Raw genomic sequence first — 15,161 nt, forward strand, 5'->3', positions numbered from 1 at the left:
CTTGGAGGCTTTCGGACGCCGGCCGCCGAACAAGCGGCGACGTCCCTCAAGCGGCCGGCATCCGAAACCCTTCACAATAGCGGCGCGCGAGTTCCGGATTCGGGCCATGACCGGACTAACGCCATGACGGCGATCCGCCTCTATCGGCGCGATGGCCGTAGCGATCCGATCAACCTTTACACAATCCTTTGGGAGCCCACCCGTGATGTAAAGTGGTTGGCGGCTTGTTAGCGTCATGAAGGATGAGCACAAGCGCTCGTCGCACCTCGGTTCCCGTTGCGGTCAGATGCATGGGCGGTCCGCCCGGGATGATGACCGGAGGACCTCCAGCCCGACCGATCTGCGTGCCGGCCGGAGTTTCGAGACACGTTTCTCCAGCGACCGTGTACCAAGCTTCGGGGCCAGAATGCGTATGCTCCGGAGCCGTCATGCCTGGAGTGAATATCGCTTCCATGTATTGGGCCGCGTAAGTTCCCGGTGTGATGGGCAGCGGCCCGATTGTCGTGACGTGGTCTCCGCCACTCGCCTGCCACGTCGCATCCCCTATGGTGAGCAGCCACGTTTTCCCGAGTGCATCCACGATGCTGCTTCGTTTCGTTTTTGCTGCTTCCGCAGCCTCGCGTGTTGGAAAGGCATCGAGATGCCAGAATGTTTCCGTTCCAGTCAGCTCACCGACCGCATCATTCGCAAGTATCCAGCATCCCACTTCCTGCGTCCGCTCGGTATACGGGCGGCAGATCCCGCTAGGAGTGGTCACTAGTTGACCGTTGGCTGGCTGACAACAAATAAGAAGAAGTCCAAATGGCGCGAAGCACGCAGCCTTACGCATGAGCCCCTCCCGATATTTGGAGCGCATACTAGCACGATTTCGACGGAGTTGAATTTCCGAAGCCCGCGCGGCCGGGCACGACAGCGGGGGCTTTTCTGGCACTTGTTTTGGCGGACGACCAAAGTTTAGGCGCCAGTCATCGGTGTCGGTCTGGTTATATTGGCTGCTCTAATCATTGCCGACCAAGCATGGCGGCACTTGCAAACAGCTACTGGAGACCTGAGACATGAGGATGATCGGGCTCAACCTAGGAATCGGAGTTGCTGCTGCAGCCATTGCTCTTGAGTCTGGCGCTCTCAATCTACCGCGATCAATTGCCCTAGCATTCGCGATAGCCGCGGCGCTGAACGTCGCGGGCCTCCGTGCATGAACAATCCGCTGTTGACTGGCAATTATAGGGAATAGCCGCCATGAGGCGCCCGAGCCGGCTTGCCTCGCGTTGCCGCGAGCTACGACCAGATGGCCAGGAACTCGGAGTTAATACACAAAGCCATGAGGGACAAGGACTGCGATACCCCGGCGATCGACCCGTCGGCGCCGCGCATGAAGGCGACGATGCGCAGCACCTCGTCGTATTGGCCCGACAGCAGGTCGGCGATCAGCGTGCGGTAGTCGACACCCTCGTCGGTCTCGCGGAAGGCGGCGCCGCTTCTGAAGTCTTCAAGGACCAGGTAGAAATCCTTGTCGAGCCGATCGTTCGTTGATCGAGGGCGAAGGCATACGCCGAACTCCACTGCTGTACCGAGCAGGGCTCGCCTCTGCGTCCAGTTGTCCCGGCGACTCTGGGGGAGGGCACCGGGTGAACGCGTAGGCAGCTCTGGCTGCTCGACCAACAGCGCCTCGAAACTAATCTCGGCGTGCGCCAGTTTGAAGTGACAGATTTGACAGAATTTTTGTGGGGTCATCAGAGCCTGGCAGGCTCGCCTGTGCGTCTGGCGATCCCAGCATATGGCAGGCGAGGGGACCAGCTAAACGCACAGGCGGCTCTGGCTGCTTACCGGGGACGGCGCAACAGCCAATCCAGTATGCGCCAGTTTTAGCGAGGCGAAAACGACGAATTTTTCCAGGCTACTTTGTCAGTGCACGGCTGGTAAACCTCCAAGTGGCTGCGACTGCGCGTGCCAACGGATTGCGCAGTTTCCTTCGGTCAGAATCGCCGTACAAGTCGTGTAAGCCTTAGTGAGCGGACCTGGCTCTGGATAAACGTGCAGTCCATCGCACAATTGAAGCAAGGCGTGTGCGACGGAGCGACATCGAACTCGCCGTCGACCGCGGCCGCATCGGCGCCGGGCGGCGCTCGCGGTCGGTCACCGAACTCGAGCTGGAATTGAAGTCCGGGAAGTCCGCCGATCTGTTTCAATTGGCGCGCGATGTTGAACGCAAGACGGGCGCCGAGCTAGATTTGCGCTCGAAAGCTGAGCGTGGCTTTCAACTCGTCGCGGGAAACCGCGCTGGCGCGCAGCACGCCGAGCGGATCGCGCTGAAGCGCGGGCTCTCGCCACGCAACGCCTTCGGTCTGATTGCGCATTCGACGCTTCGCCAGATCACTGCGAATGCGGATCCGGTGCGGAATCTGGATTCGGAGGGTGTCCACCAGATGCGCGTCGGCCTGCGGCGCTTGCGGGCCGCGATCTCGCTGTTCTCCGACATCTTGCCGCGCGCCCCCACCGAGTGCGTCAAGGCCGAGCTCAAATGGCTTACGAGCGAGCTTGCGCCGGCGCGCGAGATAGACGTATTCCTGAAGGAAAGCATTCAATCGATCGCCGATCAGGGCGTCCCGAAACGCGGCGCTCGCGCGATCGCCAAGAAATTTTCCGCGGAGCGAAGCGCAGCCTTCGCGCGCGCCCGTGGGGCGGTGGGGTCAGCCCGCTACCGTCGCCTGCTGATCGACGTAATCGAGTGGATCGAAACCGGACGGTCCCGCTTGGGCGCAGGCGACGACCGTTCGATTGCTACCTACGCCGCGGAGGTGCTCGACCGGCGGATCAGGAAGGCGCGAAAGCAGGGTAAGCATCTCGATGATCTAGACCCGCGGCAGCGCCACAAGCAGCGGATCAAGGTCAAGAAGATCCGGTATGCTGTCGACTTCTTCAGGAGCCTCTACAGCGATCGCGACCACAAGCAGCTTGCAAGCCTCTCCGGGCGACTGAAGCAGATCCAGTCCGCGTTGGGATCGCTTAACGACTTCATGGCACATCGCGAGCTGGCGACCGAGGCGGCACTGGCGGCACCGCCTGCCAACCGCCGTGCCCAAGCCTTTGCATCGGGGTTCATCGTCGGCCGGGAGCGCGAGGCGGCGAACGCGCTGATGAAGGACGCCACGAACGAGCTGCACCGATTGCACCGGTTGCGTGTCGCGCCCGGCAAATGACCTTGGAGACGGTGACCGTAGGTGGGTCGGCGGAACCACATCGGCTCCGGCCTGCGCATCGTCAGCGATGCGGAGGGACACATCAAAGGCGGCCGCGCTTCGCCTGCGCTTTGCGGACCGTCGTCGTCATGACTTCCATTTGATCCGCCGCGTTCCGCTGGCTTTCTCGACCACGGCATCCTGAGCCGTGCCGCCCAAGGTTCGCGCGGCTTCGTCCTGCGCCGCTTCCAAGTCAGCCCTCTTCCCATACTGCCGCTGTCCTTAGTCTCGAGGCATCGATCCAAGCTCACATCGTCTCGATCCATCAAAACGACCGACCAGAATCTGTTCCTGGTGGCCTGTTTTGCTTTTCAGGCTCATAAAGGGCGATGGAATGACGCCATCGACACCTGCGCACGCCCGCGCCTTCGAGCCGGCAGGACGGCCGGATCTACATCGAACGGCTCAACGATCCCTTCCTGTTCAACGACAAGGCCACGCCGGCCGAATACTCCGCCGGCTTGAAATACGCGATCGAGCAAGGCTGGCTGGATCCAGTACACGAGAGCGGCTCCTTCACCAGGATGGCGCAGGCCGGGAAGGATCTGTTCGTCTGACGTTCTGACATCGATTCACATAGGAGAATGCAAGGAATCTCCAAGTGTGCGGATGTTGCGCCGCGCTATTCGCGCCAGGGCGAATAAAGCAGGGCCTCAGCGCTGGCCTTCCCCGGCTGAGGCCATTTCCTGGCCCGGTTAACTAGAGGCCATCGTGAATCCCTCGTCGCCTTTGCAAGCTCGATTCCTGGTTCGGCAGGGCACCACTGGCTGGATGCTTTATGATAAAGAACGCAAGGGGCCAGCGATGATGCGGGATGGGAATCGGGCTGAGAAGCTGACGAAGGAGGAAGCCGAGAATTTGCAAGAGAGGCTGATGAAGGCTGTCCCTGATCTACGTTGACCGTACCCGGAAGGTCGGAGAAGCGGATTACCTCAGAGTGTTCGGGACCGAGAACGCAGCCGAGACCTGGTTGAAAAAAAACGATCCTGCAGGCGTGGTGTTCTTGTACGAAGTTTTCGAGTGAACTGCATTACCGGTTTCATTTCTCCGGCTTAACCGCGTCGCCGTGCTTGTCCTCTTCATTGGTTCAGGCGCATGGAAATTCCGCCCGATATGCCTATCTTTGAGGATGCTCAAATCGCCCTATCAGCCCTGTATCCCGACCGCTGGCGCGGCTGTGCCGGCGACCGACGCCTGGGTGCACGAGGTGAAGCACGATGGCTACCGGCTGATCGTCATGCGCGACGGCAACGCGGTGCACCTGTTCACCCGGAACGGCCACGACTGGAGCAAGCGATTTCCGCTTATCACCGAGGCTGCCTTGCGCAACCGCTGCCAGCGGTTCGTACTCGATGGCGAGGCCGTACTGCTCGGCATCGACGGCCGCTCAGACTTCAACGGCCTGCACTCACGCAGGCATGACGCGGAGGTCGAGCTATATGCCTTCGACATTCTCGTGCTCGAAGGGACGATCTGCGAAAGCTGCCTCTACATTGCGAAAGACCAATCTCGCCCGGATCCTCGCGCGCAGTATCGACGGCATCCACCTTGCACCTTTCGAGCAGGGCGAGATCGGCCCCGACCTCTATCGCCACGCATGTCTGATGGGATTGGAGGGCCTGGTCTCCAAGCGCCGCGACCGCCCCTATCGCGCTGGCCGCTCAAAAGATTGGGTCAAGGTCAAAAATCGGGAGCACCCGGCAATGGGCCGGAAGCTGGACGACCGCCTATGACGGCCAGTGCCGCGGTACCCGCGCGGGCCTAGCAGCACCCCGGTGTGTTTTCCTTGTCATAGGTTATGGCGAAATCACCCGACCCAGATAGCGTGAACGGCTGGACAAAGGGACTTCCGGATGGAGGCGCCCGCTGTGGAAAATCTTTGGATCGGACTCTCGTTTGTCGATAGAATTGCGGCTTACGAGCGGGGCAGCAATGACACCGGATGGTTGCTCCTTGCGCTGATCATTGCACCCGTGATCGCGCTGCTCCTCGAATTCGTGATTGTACGAGCGCGGAGGAAGGCTCCAGATGGGCTCTTAGTCTTACCCTCACCTCTGCCTTTTCCTGAAACGGTCTTTGAACCGGACGGCCCGCACTATGCCCAGGTCAACTTCGCTAGCTACGGAAAGTTTTCGGAGGTGACCGGAGCCTTGCCCCCGAAGCCGCCACGGTCGGATCCCCCGGAGCAGGCGGGGAGGACGAAAGAATGAGCCCGGCCAAGATCTCCGCCTACCTGCTCATAGCGGGCGGCCTGGTGTGGATTTTGGTGGGAATCGCTGGGCTTGCGCGGTCGAACCGGCGTGGAGAGTCTTCAGAACTGAACAATGGTCCGACCTTGGACCAGCCACAGATGACGAGCCAGCGCCTTGACCCAGCCACGCCGACCATGGGAGCAGAAGGCACAACTCAGCGCCGCAATGCTAAAAGGGCTAAGAGCCGCGGCCCGCGGTGAAGTGCTCAGGACGTACCCGGATCGGTTTTTACGATCACCGGACCTGTGGGCAGCAAGGCGCTCTGGGCAATTTTCCGCGCCAGATTGATCAAGGATGGTCCAAAAAGTCAGACCAAAGTAATGATGGCCCTGACGGCGAAGGGCCGCGCAGCATTGAAGCGTTGATCTAGCTCAAAGTATTCCGTCGCTCCCGGCTGAAACATCCGGAAATGAAGGAACGCGACCCCGCCAAGCCGGAAGATGAGCCGAAGCGCCCACGCGCCTGGAAGAGGTGCAACGGATCATCGAGGAGTACGCCGACAGCCTCCGAGAGATCATCAAGAAGCTCCGCGAGCGCATGCACTAAGCCAATACTGCGAAGCCGCCCCTGTCGAAGGACGGCTTCGCTCTCTCTGTGTGCATGAGAGAAGGAGATGCGCCGGGGGAAGCGTTTGAGCTTGGCCGCCCCTTTTTATCTCCGGGACAGAGCCTAGCGCCGCGCCGCCGACGGTACAGCACGCGCTCCGGACAAGTATAATCATTGGTCGTCGGTAATGCCTCAGTTTGAATTTAATCTAGGCTGTGTACTCATTAAGCAGCTGTGCTGCGCTCCGGGTTTCGGCGTCAAATGCGCGGTCGCAACCACAACCGGCCGCGGCGGTTCGGCTTTTTGCGCCACGGCATCCTTGCATCCGGCCAGCGCAGCGGCCATCAAGGCCAGCGAGGGGCGTCTCCCCCTGCTAATCGCTATCAGCTTGCGCGGGATTACGCGCCGTGACGATCCATGTCGCGCCGTCGATCATCACCGACCGCTCGCCGGCGCGGCCCTCGAAGGCGGCACGAACCGCGGCCGAGGCGCGGGCACGGATGTCGTCGGGCTGATCAACAAGCGCGCGCGACAGCGGGCCGACCTCCAACGTCATCTTCACCGCGTCATCGATCGCCGCGTCCCGCGTCGCGCCCTCGCCAAACGGGACGGAGGCATCGAAGGGCGCGATAGCGATATCGGTGAAGCCGGCCGCCGTCAGGATGCGAGTCACCCGCTCCGGGTCGCCGAACGAGAATGGACCGGGCGCTTCGGGATCGGGCGCCGCCGTCGACGGGACGATACCGTTGATCGCGCCCATCGGCAGGCGCATCCAATCGTTCTCGGCCACGCCACGCCAGCAGACGAAAGCGACCCGCCCGCCCGGCTTGAGCGCGCGGCGCATATGGGCGAACGCCCCCGTCGGATCGCCGAAGAACATCACCCCGAAGCGCGAGAACAGGATGTCGAATGCCCCCTCGGGCAGTTCGGCGCTGCTGGCGTCGGCCAAGCGGAACAGGACCGGCGTATCCCTTGGCGCAAGCGCGCGCGCTCGGCCGATCAGCGGTTCCGATATGTCCACGCCCAGCACTTGGCCCCCCGCGCCAGCGCGGGCAGCCAGAGCCAGACTCGACGCGCCTGCGCCGCAGCCGACGTCCAGCACGCGCTCGCCCGTCGCGGGCGCGGCGGCTTCGATCGCGGCCTGACCGAACACCGCCGCTATGGCGTCGAGCCGGGTTTGGTGGGCGACCCAGCGCTCCCCGCTTTGGTCATTCCAGCCGGCGGCTCGATCGGCATTGTGCTGTGCCATGACATATCCTTGTTCTCTAAACTGTCCGATGCCAAAGCGCGCATCGTCTCCAGCAAGCAGCGAGGGCGAACGGGATGAAGCGATCCATTCTCCGCTGATCCCGGGGAGGAACGACCAGATCTGGATCGAGGCTCCGTGTGCATCGTCAGCCTTTAGCGCCCCGCTTGTTCGATGAGCTCCACACGCCGGCGCACCAGGAGTTAACCGTCCACTATTCTTTTCAACGTGGCCCTTTGCATTGATCGCGGCGTCAGACGATTTGAAAAGGCTGCCATCTTGTTCGTCAGGCCCGGGATCACCATGGCCTTTCCGTCCATAAGCGCCCGCACACCGCTCGCGGCGACCGGACGAGGCTTCATGGTGAGGAGGCGCAGCAAGGCCGTTGTGGCTGCGCTGGCCGCCGCATCGAAGCCCGTCGCGGTGTGCCCCGGGCAGAGAGTGGTCACAACCACACCATGCGCGCGGAGTTCGTCGTGCAGGGCCTCGCCAAGGGCGAGTACATATGCCTTGGTCGCCGCATAGGCCGCGTAGCTGGGAACGGCTTGGAAGGCCATGAGGCTGGCGACGAGAAGGATATGTCCGGAGCGCCGCGCGGCCATGTCACGGCCGAACAGATAGGTCAGCTCTGTTAGCGTCGTGATGTTGAGCTGGATCATGTCTGTCGTGCGCTCGATCGGCGTGTCCAACAAAGCGCCGTGCAAGCCGTATCCGGCATTGTTCAGCAAGATGTCGATTGTCACCGACCTCGCATCGAGACTGCTTTTCAAGTGACTGGCCGCGCCCGGCGCGGCAAGATCGATCGCCTCGACCAGCACCTCTACTCCGTATTTGCGGCGAAGATCGGCGGCAAGCTTTTCCATCGGCTCCCGCCCTCGGGCCGCCAATACGAGATTGACTTTCTGCGCAGCCAGCAGATCTGCGAAGTCGAGGCCGAGGCCACTCGACGCCCCGGTGATCAGAGCCCATTTGCCGGTGAAGCTTTTCATTGGTTCTTTCGACATCGTCAGTTGCCAATATCCATCAACATGTTCTTCAATGTCATATCGAGTTGCTTGGCCACGACGTCGATGCGCATATCGCCGAACAATGCGAATGTCGAAGAGGGTCGGTCGTATTCGATAACGGCGGTACCGTCGTCCGCGCCATACAAGACCACGCGTATTGGTGCGTAGAGGCCGGCGGCCAAGTTGTGCTTCATCATGGACGTGGCCACCAGAAGATTGCCAATCCCATAGGCGACTGACGGCCGCGGACTGCCGTGTTCCACGGAGAGCGCCACCCCTTGTTCAACCGTGTACACGATGGTCAAGCCCGTCGGCGATGCCTGCCTTTCCAATTCGGCCCGTGCACCGGCCATGTCCCCTTTTTTCATGAACGGAACCACGTGGTCGAGATCCAGGGCCTGCACCCGCGATTCGAGCGCTGCCCTCGCGTCGCCGAACGACCGCGTGCATCCGATGCGGATGTGCTCCACCGTCAACGGCTGTGTCGTGACCCGACCTTCCTTGCGTTCGTCGACGTATTCCGTCGTTGTTGCCATTGATGCATTCTCCTCGCCGGTCCGACCGGCGCATGTTGATGAAAGGAGTTTTCGGTTGAATACTTGGTCAAACCACCATCGACTGCTGGGCGAAGATACCCGCCATCGCGCCCTGCGATGATGCCTGGGTGACCGAGGGCAAGAAGGGCGTGGTGAGGTCGCCGGCGGCGTAGATGCCGGGCGTGCTGGTTTGACGGCGCTCGTCCACTTTGAGGACGATGCCGGCGGGCGTAGCCACGGTGGCGAGGCCCAGTGATTCATGCAGGCTTGCGGACGGCTTGTTGCGCGGATTGGCGAACAGGATGTCGACCGCAACTTTGCGGCCGGTATCGAGATTGACGGTCTCGATATGGCCCTCGTGATGGGCGATCTCGATGATCCGGCCATCGACGACAGGTATGTTGCGGCGTGCCAGATCGGCCTGGATATCGGGCGGAATGTCGTGACCATCGGCGAAGAGCGTCAACTTGTCGGTCCAATCGTGGAACAGCCTGACCTGATTGTGCGACTGCGGGCTGGACCAGACGAGGCCCCAATGCTGGCCGGCGACTTCAAAGCCGTCGCAATAGGGGCAGGGCACGATCGACGTGCCCCAGCTTTCGGCAAAGCCCGGAACATCAGGCATCTGGTCGGCGACGCCATAGCTCAGGATCAGACGACGCGCCCCAAGGCTTTCGCCATCGGACGTGAGGACGTTGAAATTGTCGATGGCCCCGGAGACGCTGTCGGCCCGGGCACTGACAAGCTTGATCGCGGGATAACGCGCCAACTGCCGCCGCGCCTCCACCAGGATGTCCAGCGGCGGCTTGTGATCGTGGCCGAGCAGTCCATGCGAGTGGCCGGCGAAGCGGTTGCGCGCCAGACCGGTATCGAGAACGGTGACCTTGCGGCGGGCGCGGCCGAGCTGCAAGGCGCCGGCGAGACCGGCAAAGCTGCCGCCGATGATGATGACGTCATCCATGGTGATGGGCTCCGTGTTGTGGATGGAGGGAGACGAGTTGGGCTTGGCGGTGGCCTGAGCGCGGGCGAGGCCGATGGCGGAAAGCGCAGCCAACTTCAGCAGGGCTCGTCGTTGCATTGAAGAAGTCACCTACGTATTGGCTTGCACATTTTTGATACTGTATGGTATCGTAATTCAACAATTAGGATACTGTCAAGTACTGGAATTGTCGTGACCGAAAACAGCCAGGGCCGGCGCGGCCGGCCCGCCAACGAGGCGCTTGGCCAAACCATCATCGACGCCGCGCGCGAGCTCTTTGTGGAGTTGGGTTTTCAAGCGACGACATTGGACAAGGTCGCCCAGCGGGCGAAGATATCCAAGCTCAGCATCTACAGGCACTTCGAGAACAAGGAGGCGCTGTTCGGGGCGGCCATGACGGCCGGCTGCCGGCAATTGTTTGCACCACGGGCCCTTGTTGAAGGTGTCGACGGTTCGGTCGAAGATCAGCTCATGGCGGTGGGATCATCACTGCTTCGCACGTTGTTGAGATCAGACGTCCGCGGTCTCGAAGCCATGGTGATGGCCGACAAGACGAGTCAAAACGCGTTGAGCAAGCTCCATTTCGAAGCCGGCCCCGCCCATGTCATCGCCGAAATCGAGGCCCTGTTGCGTCAGTTGCACGCGAAGGCGGTCCTGAACGTGCCCAATCCTCTCCGGTCCGCCCGCTTGTTCGCCGCGCTTTTCAAAGGATCCGATCTCCTGATGATCGCACGCTTCGATCAGGTGAAAGCAGAGGACGACAACGAAATCGAATCCTATAGCAGGTCTGCCGTTGCCATGTTCATCGCCGCGCACCGTGGCAACGACGATGTGGGCGGATGTTTGCCCGCCTCAAGGTCGAAAAACAAAACCTGAATTTGTGCGTCACCGGTCAGCAGGTCAAGGTAGGCAAGCCAATCATGAAAATTGACGAGTCGGCCGCACGGTCCGACTAACGTCCGCCTTGGGTCATTTTCGAAGATTTCAGCGGGGGTCGTCATCTGGCTGATATCCGCTTTGACCTGAAAGCGCCCAACCATCGCCAGCCAAGACGTGTTGCGTTTGGCTGGACGCCCATGATTCAACTTCCATATTTGGGGCTCGAATCATGCGCTACGAACTCGCCGATCATGAATGGACAGCCATCAAGCCGATGCTGCCGAACAAGCCGCGTGGAGTTCCTCGGGTAAACGACCGACGTGTTTTAAACGGCATCTTCTGGGTCCTGCGATCCGGGGCTCCTTGGCGCGATCTGCCGGATCATTATGGCCCTTACACGACTTGCTATAACCGTTTTGTCCGCTGGCGGCGGGCTGGTGTCTGGGGCCGCATCATAGACGCACTTGCCGCTGCCCACGATGCCGCTGTCCAGATGATCGACACCTCCATTGTCCGTGTGCACCAGCAATTGCTGGCGGCTTTCCGCCCCGCACGATCGGCGCGATCATCGGGCATGACGTGCCCCCAGAAGATCACCTTTGGCGACATGCGTTCGATGGGCGTCCGCGGTGTGCTGGTCTATTGCGCCGACTACCAGTGTAGCCACTCTATGGCCGTCATGGCCGATCGCTGGGGCGATCTGCGGCTATCCGACATCGAGCCCCGCCTGGTCTGCTCCGCCTGCGGCAACCGCGGCGCTGATGTCAGGCCGAACTTCAACTGGAACGTCGTCGGGCCGATCGGTGGCATGGGGTATCGGTGACCCGCTACGCTGGCAGCGGGCCCCGTATAACTCCGGTACATCTTTTGGAAACCACATAGAGGAGCGAGGATTGGTCTACGCTCTTGGCGTAGGCAACACGGAAAGCGCCCGAATTGATGTCGATAAGGATAAAGATCACTTCAGAAATGCAGCAGATTGCGCGCGAGCTGAATATCATGCTGCCACCACTCAACGACGATTTGCCGCTGCAGAACACCGGTCTGGATTCCCTGGGCTTTGCGCTCCTGGTAGCACGGCTCGAGGATGAAATCGGCCGCGATCCTTTCACGAATTCCGACGACGAGTTCGAGTTTCCCCTCACGATAGGTGACTTCGTCGGGGCCTACGAGAGTGTCCAGGCCTGACGTTGGGCCCTCGGCACCGCGGGTGCGGGCCGCACGATGTCTGCTGAGTCAATTCCAGAAGGCCGCCGCTCCGTTGGCACATAGATGGGCCGATCGGTGGTATGGGGTATCGATGAGCCTCCGGCATCTCTCACTTGGGCGGCGATAGTGGCCGCTGATCGTCCCGGCGATCGAGCCGTCCTTGCAAGACTGCGAGGTGACCTCACATCGTGTGATGATGCCTGTGGTACCTTTGGTGGGTCGTCCTCATGCCAGTGCCGCCCCTTTCCATGGTGTCGTTCGCTGTCGCGGCGGGATTCGCGTAACGAGGACTGCTCGCCGCTCCCTGCGCGCTCTATGGCGATTCTCCGGGACCGCCGGCGGCTCCTTGCGCCGAGGCATATGACAGCGATCCAAAGACAAAGGCGGTAGCTAACGCGATCTTCGCAAGTCTCATTTGCGCATTCCTCCGGTCGAGCCCCTACCCGCAACCGTAGGCGCTGGCGGCGGTTCCTACATCGAGACCGCCGGCTGAACCGCTTTCGCTTGGCCGTCCGTCGACGGACGTGGTGGGTTAAGAGCAATGGCGGTTGCTGGCATGTGGGGACCAACGCAGCCATTCGGCCATCCTTGCGCCGATCTCCGCTTGCCGGGCCAGCTTCAATAGCGCTTCTCTCTCGGAACTTGGCGCTGCCGCTGCGGCCTTGTCGCGCAGCTCTTTGGCTCGCTCTGCTAGTCGCGCTTCAAGAGAAGTCGTTTGCTTCACGCGGCGACGTTTCCGTCCCATGAACATTCCCCTTGTTAGGTTCCTCTGCCCGGAACGGGGAATTTAATTTTCAGGTGCCCGTAAGGTTCCTCCTGACATCTTCAGGGCGCGTTCGACCTCTTCCGCCAGCGTCCGGTGATGGGCAGCCAGCTTGGCGAATAATGCTTTCTTGGTTGTATTGGTCGCGAGCTTGCTGATCAGTTCGCACTCTTCCGGCTTCAACGAGAGCAGGCCCATGGTAGAACAGACCGCCGAGACGGCCCGATTGATGAAGATCGCCGAGGCGATCGTCCGCGAGATGGACCGCCAAGGCATCGCCGAAACGGTGGCCGACCTCAGCTTCGACGTCATGGCTGCTCGGGTGGTTTGGTGCCGGGCGCCGAGATCATATCCGCGGCGGCCGAGGGTAGCGAGCGCTCCGCTCTGATCAACAGGATGGTCTGCTCGACGAACAGATGCGGCTGGCGATCGGATGCTTGGAGGTCGCGGTGTCCCGCCGTCACTGCCCTGGAAGGCCATGGCGAGTCGGGCGCCATGGTGAGCGGCGGCGGGACCGCGCGATGAAACCAAATCTCGCGCAACCTCTCAAACCCTAATGCGGGCGGGGTGGTTCCTGTCTCCATTCAGTGCCGACTTACTTTTCCTGTTGATCGGGAAATCCACCGAACTGCCGGCGACGGATCCTTGGAGGTTCCGATTCACATTCTTTATCGCGGCTCGACTAGAACTGTGGTGAGAAGCCCGGCCTGCGGGATGATCTTGCGGATCCTCAGCCGGGCTGCCCGCCCGGGGCGGGGCTGGAAGCGTCCTCGGGCGGGCATTTTCTTAACATTCGTTATCGCGGCTGGGCTTGTATTGTGGTGAAAAGCCTAGCCCGCGAGTGCCAAGATGAAGCGGGCGCACTGCCCACCCAGGGGGTGACGGCTCCCTTGGGTGGGCATTTTCGCGCGCAGTCAGGGCTCGACGATGATGCCGACGCTCTTGTTCTTCTCTGCGGCCTTGATCGCGGCCTCGAGCGCCTTCTCGTAGGGCAAGACCTCGCCGGTGAGCAGGAAGGTCGCGTGGCCGAGCTTCGAGATGAGTTGGAAGTTCCAGAAGCGGCGGCCCGCGGGCGGGTGACCGTGCTCATTCTCGTATCGCTTGGTGTAGATCTTGATCTTAGCCATTAGAACTGATCCACCACGCGCCTGAATGCCGGGTGATGGCGATTCTTCACCTTCACCCAATCGCAGGTCTTGGGCCGATACTGGCGCCCGAGGGGCTTTGAGACCAGGCCTCTAGGTTCATCTGACACGCCGCGTGGAAGAGGTCGGGGGCCGATCTCGCCACGCTCATAGGGCGCCACAAAGATTCCCTCGGGCCGGCGCTCGAGCAGCTTTGCCAGCTTGGACTTGCGGGCCTCGAGGGGCAGGATGCGCAGGTCGTCACCATCGAGCGTCAGCAGGTCGAAGGCGTAGAGCTGGGCCTCGTCGTTGTGGCGATTGGAGTGCAGCCAGTCGAACTGGGAGATGCCGCGAACGTCGAGGACGCAGATCTCGCCGTCGATCTCGAAGCGCGACGCTCGGATCATGGAGGCCGCCTCGAGGGGTAGCGCCAGGTCCAGTCGAGCCCCGATCGCGAGAGCACCTTCACGTCTTTGCCGTCACGGATCACGCGACCGCGGTAGCCGTCGTATTTGATCTCGTGGATCCAATCGGGGCCGGTCGGCACGACCTGCTTGGCCACCGGCTTACAGAGTTCAAGGGGTTTGCGCATGGGCGGTATCTAGGCGCGCCAGCGGGAAAAGCGAGTCGGCCGCGTTAGGAACAGCGCGAAAATCGCAACGTTTCAGACCGACACCGTTAGAGGAGGCGTTCATGTCCGTTGTGTTTGTCGAGCCGCGGCCGAAGGGAAGAAAAGAAGGCGAGCCTATCGAGGAATTCGTTGTCGAGACCCTTACCGATAAGCCGCTCGCGACGTTTCCGACGCAGGAGGCGGCGATCAAGTGGGCGAGGGAGCACAATCGCACGCCGCTCGTGGCGCGAATCAGATACCTCAACGACAAAGCGAGGCCCGATCAGTGGCGCGAGGTCTAGAGATCCAGCGGAAGCTGCGCCCCGATCGGGCGTCCTATATTGGCTTCGATAAAGTCGCGCAGCGCCTCGGATATCTCGATGTCCTGCACGGCGATCGCATGCTCCAGTTCGTAAGCAATGTCGGCGGAGACATCACGCGACCAGCCCTCGGCCGGATTGAAGGCGACGACGCGGAGCACCTGATCGTATTGACCTGTCAGTAGGTCGGCGATCAGCGTGCGATGATCGACGCCCTCGTCGGTCTCGCGGAAGGCGGCGCCGCTTCTGAAGTCTTCCAGGACCAGGTAGAAATCCTTGTCGAGCCGATCGTTCGGGATGATCGATGGCGAGGGCATACGCGGAACTCCATTGTTGGAGTCAAAATAATACCTCGACCTAGGGGCAGGTAGGCTGCACTTGCCGCAAGACCAACATCAGGAAGGTCGAAGCGGCGCCGGCACTTAATTCCTTTCTGCAGGAACATCGCAAA

Annotated in this window: 15 protein-coding genes and 3 pseudogenes; 8 read left to right on the plus strand and 10 right to left on the minus strand. The window is 61.4% G+C overall.

Features of this window, described 5'->3' with window-relative positions; translation table 11 throughout:
- The coding region (locus tag JQ586_RS38980; protein ID WP_212399944.1) for a hypothetical protein at positions 1–231 on the plus strand (231 nt) is incomplete at its 5' end.
- A gap of 1,047 nt (positions 232–1,278) precedes the next feature.
- Here JQ586_RS38980 and JQ586_RS38985 read toward each other — a convergent pair.
- Both JQ586_RS38985 and JQ586_RS41270 read right to left on the minus strand, forming a co-directional pair.
- A complete protein-coding gene (locus JQ586_RS38985) occupies positions 1,279–1,734 on the minus strand; it encodes a hypothetical protein (RefSeq protein WP_212399945.1) in 456 nt (151 codons plus the stop codon).
- 491 nt (positions 1,735–2,225) lie between these two features.
- A complete protein-coding gene (locus JQ586_RS41270; RefSeq protein ID WP_283815531.1) occupies positions 2,226–2,357 on the minus strand; it encodes a hypothetical protein in 132 nt (43 codons plus the stop codon).
- A 36-nt stretch (positions 2,358–2,393) separates the two neighbouring features.
- Between JQ586_RS41270 and JQ586_RS38990 the strand changes: the two genes are divergently transcribed.
- The 3 genes and pseudogenes from JQ586_RS38990 (at position 2,394) to JQ586_RS40950 (ending at position 4,972) form a co-directional block, all read left to right on the plus strand.
- Positions 2,394–3,200, plus strand: a complete 807-nt coding sequence (locus JQ586_RS38990; protein WP_312017087.1) for a CHAD domain-containing protein — start codon at positions 2,394–2,396, stop codon at positions 3,198–3,200.
- Positions 3,201–4,476: 1,276 nt separating this feature from the next.
- Positions 4,477–4,650: pseudogene (locus JQ586_RS40945) on the plus strand (DNA ligase); the annotation flags it as partial.
- 82 nt (positions 4,651–4,732) lie between these two features.
- Positions 4,733–4,972, plus strand: coding sequence for a hypothetical protein (locus tag JQ586_RS40950; protein WP_249148659.1), 240 nt, complete (start codon positions 4,733–4,735; stop codon positions 4,970–4,972).
- 1,438 nt (positions 4,973–6,410) lie between these two features.
- Here JQ586_RS40950 and JQ586_RS39000 read toward each other — a convergent pair.
- The 4 genes from JQ586_RS39000 to JQ586_RS39015 form a co-directional block, all read right to left on the minus strand.
- Positions 6,411–7,286 carry a class I SAM-dependent methyltransferase gene (locus tag JQ586_RS39000; RefSeq protein ID WP_212399947.1) on the minus strand — a complete coding sequence of 292 codons (876 nt, stop codon included), beginning with the start codon at positions 7,284–7,286 and terminating at the stop codon, positions 6,411–6,413.
- A gap of 200 nt (positions 7,287–7,486) precedes the next feature.
- Positions 7,487–8,272 (minus strand): SDR family NAD(P)-dependent oxidoreductase, encoded by a 786-nt coding sequence (locus JQ586_RS39005; RefSeq protein WP_409411046.1) that lies wholly within the window; start codon positions 8,270–8,272, stop codon positions 7,487–7,489.
- Positions 8,273–8,289: 17 nt separating this feature from the next.
- Entirely contained in the window at positions 8,290–8,826 is a 537-nt protein-coding gene (locus JQ586_RS39010) for a DUF302 domain-containing protein (protein ID WP_212399949.1), read from the minus strand.
- Positions 8,827–8,893: 67 nt separating this feature from the next.
- Positions 8,894–9,787, minus strand: coding sequence for an NAD(P)/FAD-dependent oxidoreductase (locus tag JQ586_RS39015; protein WP_212399953.1), 894 nt, complete (start codon positions 9,785–9,787; stop codon positions 8,894–8,896).
- A gap of 210 nt (positions 9,788–9,997) precedes the next feature.
- On the opposite strand from JQ586_RS39015, the gene JQ586_RS39020 reads away from it, so the two are divergent.
- The 3 genes and pseudogenes from JQ586_RS39020 (at position 9,998) to JQ586_RS39035 (ending at position 11,872) form a co-directional block, all read left to right on the plus strand.
- The gene (locus JQ586_RS39020) at positions 9,998–10,681 is read left to right on the plus strand and encodes a TetR/AcrR family transcriptional regulator (RefSeq protein ID WP_212399950.1); all 684 of its coding nucleotides are present in this window, start codon (positions 9,998–10,000) and stop codon (positions 10,679–10,681) included.
- 232 nt (positions 10,682–10,913) lie between these two features.
- Positions 10,914–11,213 (plus strand): annotated as a pseudogene (locus JQ586_RS39025) (IS5 family transposase); the annotation flags it as partial.
- Positions 11,214–11,653: 440 nt separating this feature from the next.
- The gene (locus tag JQ586_RS39035) at positions 11,654–11,872 is read left to right on the plus strand and encodes an acyl carrier protein (RefSeq protein ID WP_409411047.1); all 219 of its coding nucleotides are present in this window, start codon (positions 11,654–11,656) and stop codon (positions 11,870–11,872) included.
- Positions 11,873–12,680: 808 nt separating this feature from the next.
- On the opposite strand, the gene JQ586_RS39040 is transcribed toward JQ586_RS39035, so the two are convergent.
- The 3 genes and pseudogenes from JQ586_RS39040 to JQ586_RS39050 form a co-directional block, all read right to left on the minus strand.
- Positions 12,681–12,968 carry a hypothetical protein gene (locus JQ586_RS39040; protein WP_212399957.1) on the minus strand — a complete coding sequence of 96 codons (288 nt, stop codon included), beginning with the start codon at positions 12,966–12,968 and terminating at the stop codon, positions 12,681–12,683.
- A gap of 602 nt (positions 12,969–13,570) precedes the next feature.
- Complete coding sequence (locus JQ586_RS39045) at positions 13,571–13,783, minus strand: hypothetical protein (RefSeq protein WP_212399951.1); 213 nt, start codon at positions 13,781–13,783, stop codon at positions 13,571–13,573.
- Positions 13,783–14,372, minus strand: a pseudogene (locus JQ586_RS39050) (DNA ligase). The gene JQ586_RS39045 and the pseudogene JQ586_RS39050 overlap by 1 nt, the downstream one beginning before the upstream one ends.
- Before the next feature lie 101 nt (positions 14,373–14,473).
- Here JQ586_RS39050 and JQ586_RS39055 point away from each other — a divergent pair.
- A complete protein-coding gene (locus JQ586_RS39055) occupies positions 14,474–14,692 on the plus strand; it encodes a hypothetical protein (RefSeq protein WP_249148656.1) in 219 nt (72 codons plus the stop codon).
- Here JQ586_RS39055 and JQ586_RS39060 read toward each other — a convergent pair.
- Positions 14,689–15,027 (minus strand): hypothetical protein, encoded by a 339-nt coding sequence (locus tag JQ586_RS39060; RefSeq protein ID WP_212399952.1) that lies wholly within the window; start codon positions 15,025–15,027, stop codon positions 14,689–14,691. The two genes, JQ586_RS39055 and JQ586_RS39060, sit on opposite strands and share 4 nt — an antisense overlap.
- Positions 15,028–15,161: the final 134 nt, after the last annotated feature.

The sequence above is a fragment of the Bradyrhizobium jicamae genome, assembly GCF_018130215.1.
In the GTDB taxonomy this organism is placed as follows: Bacteria; Pseudomonadota; Alphaproteobacteria; order Rhizobiales; family Xanthobacteraceae; genus Bradyrhizobium; species Bradyrhizobium jicamae_A.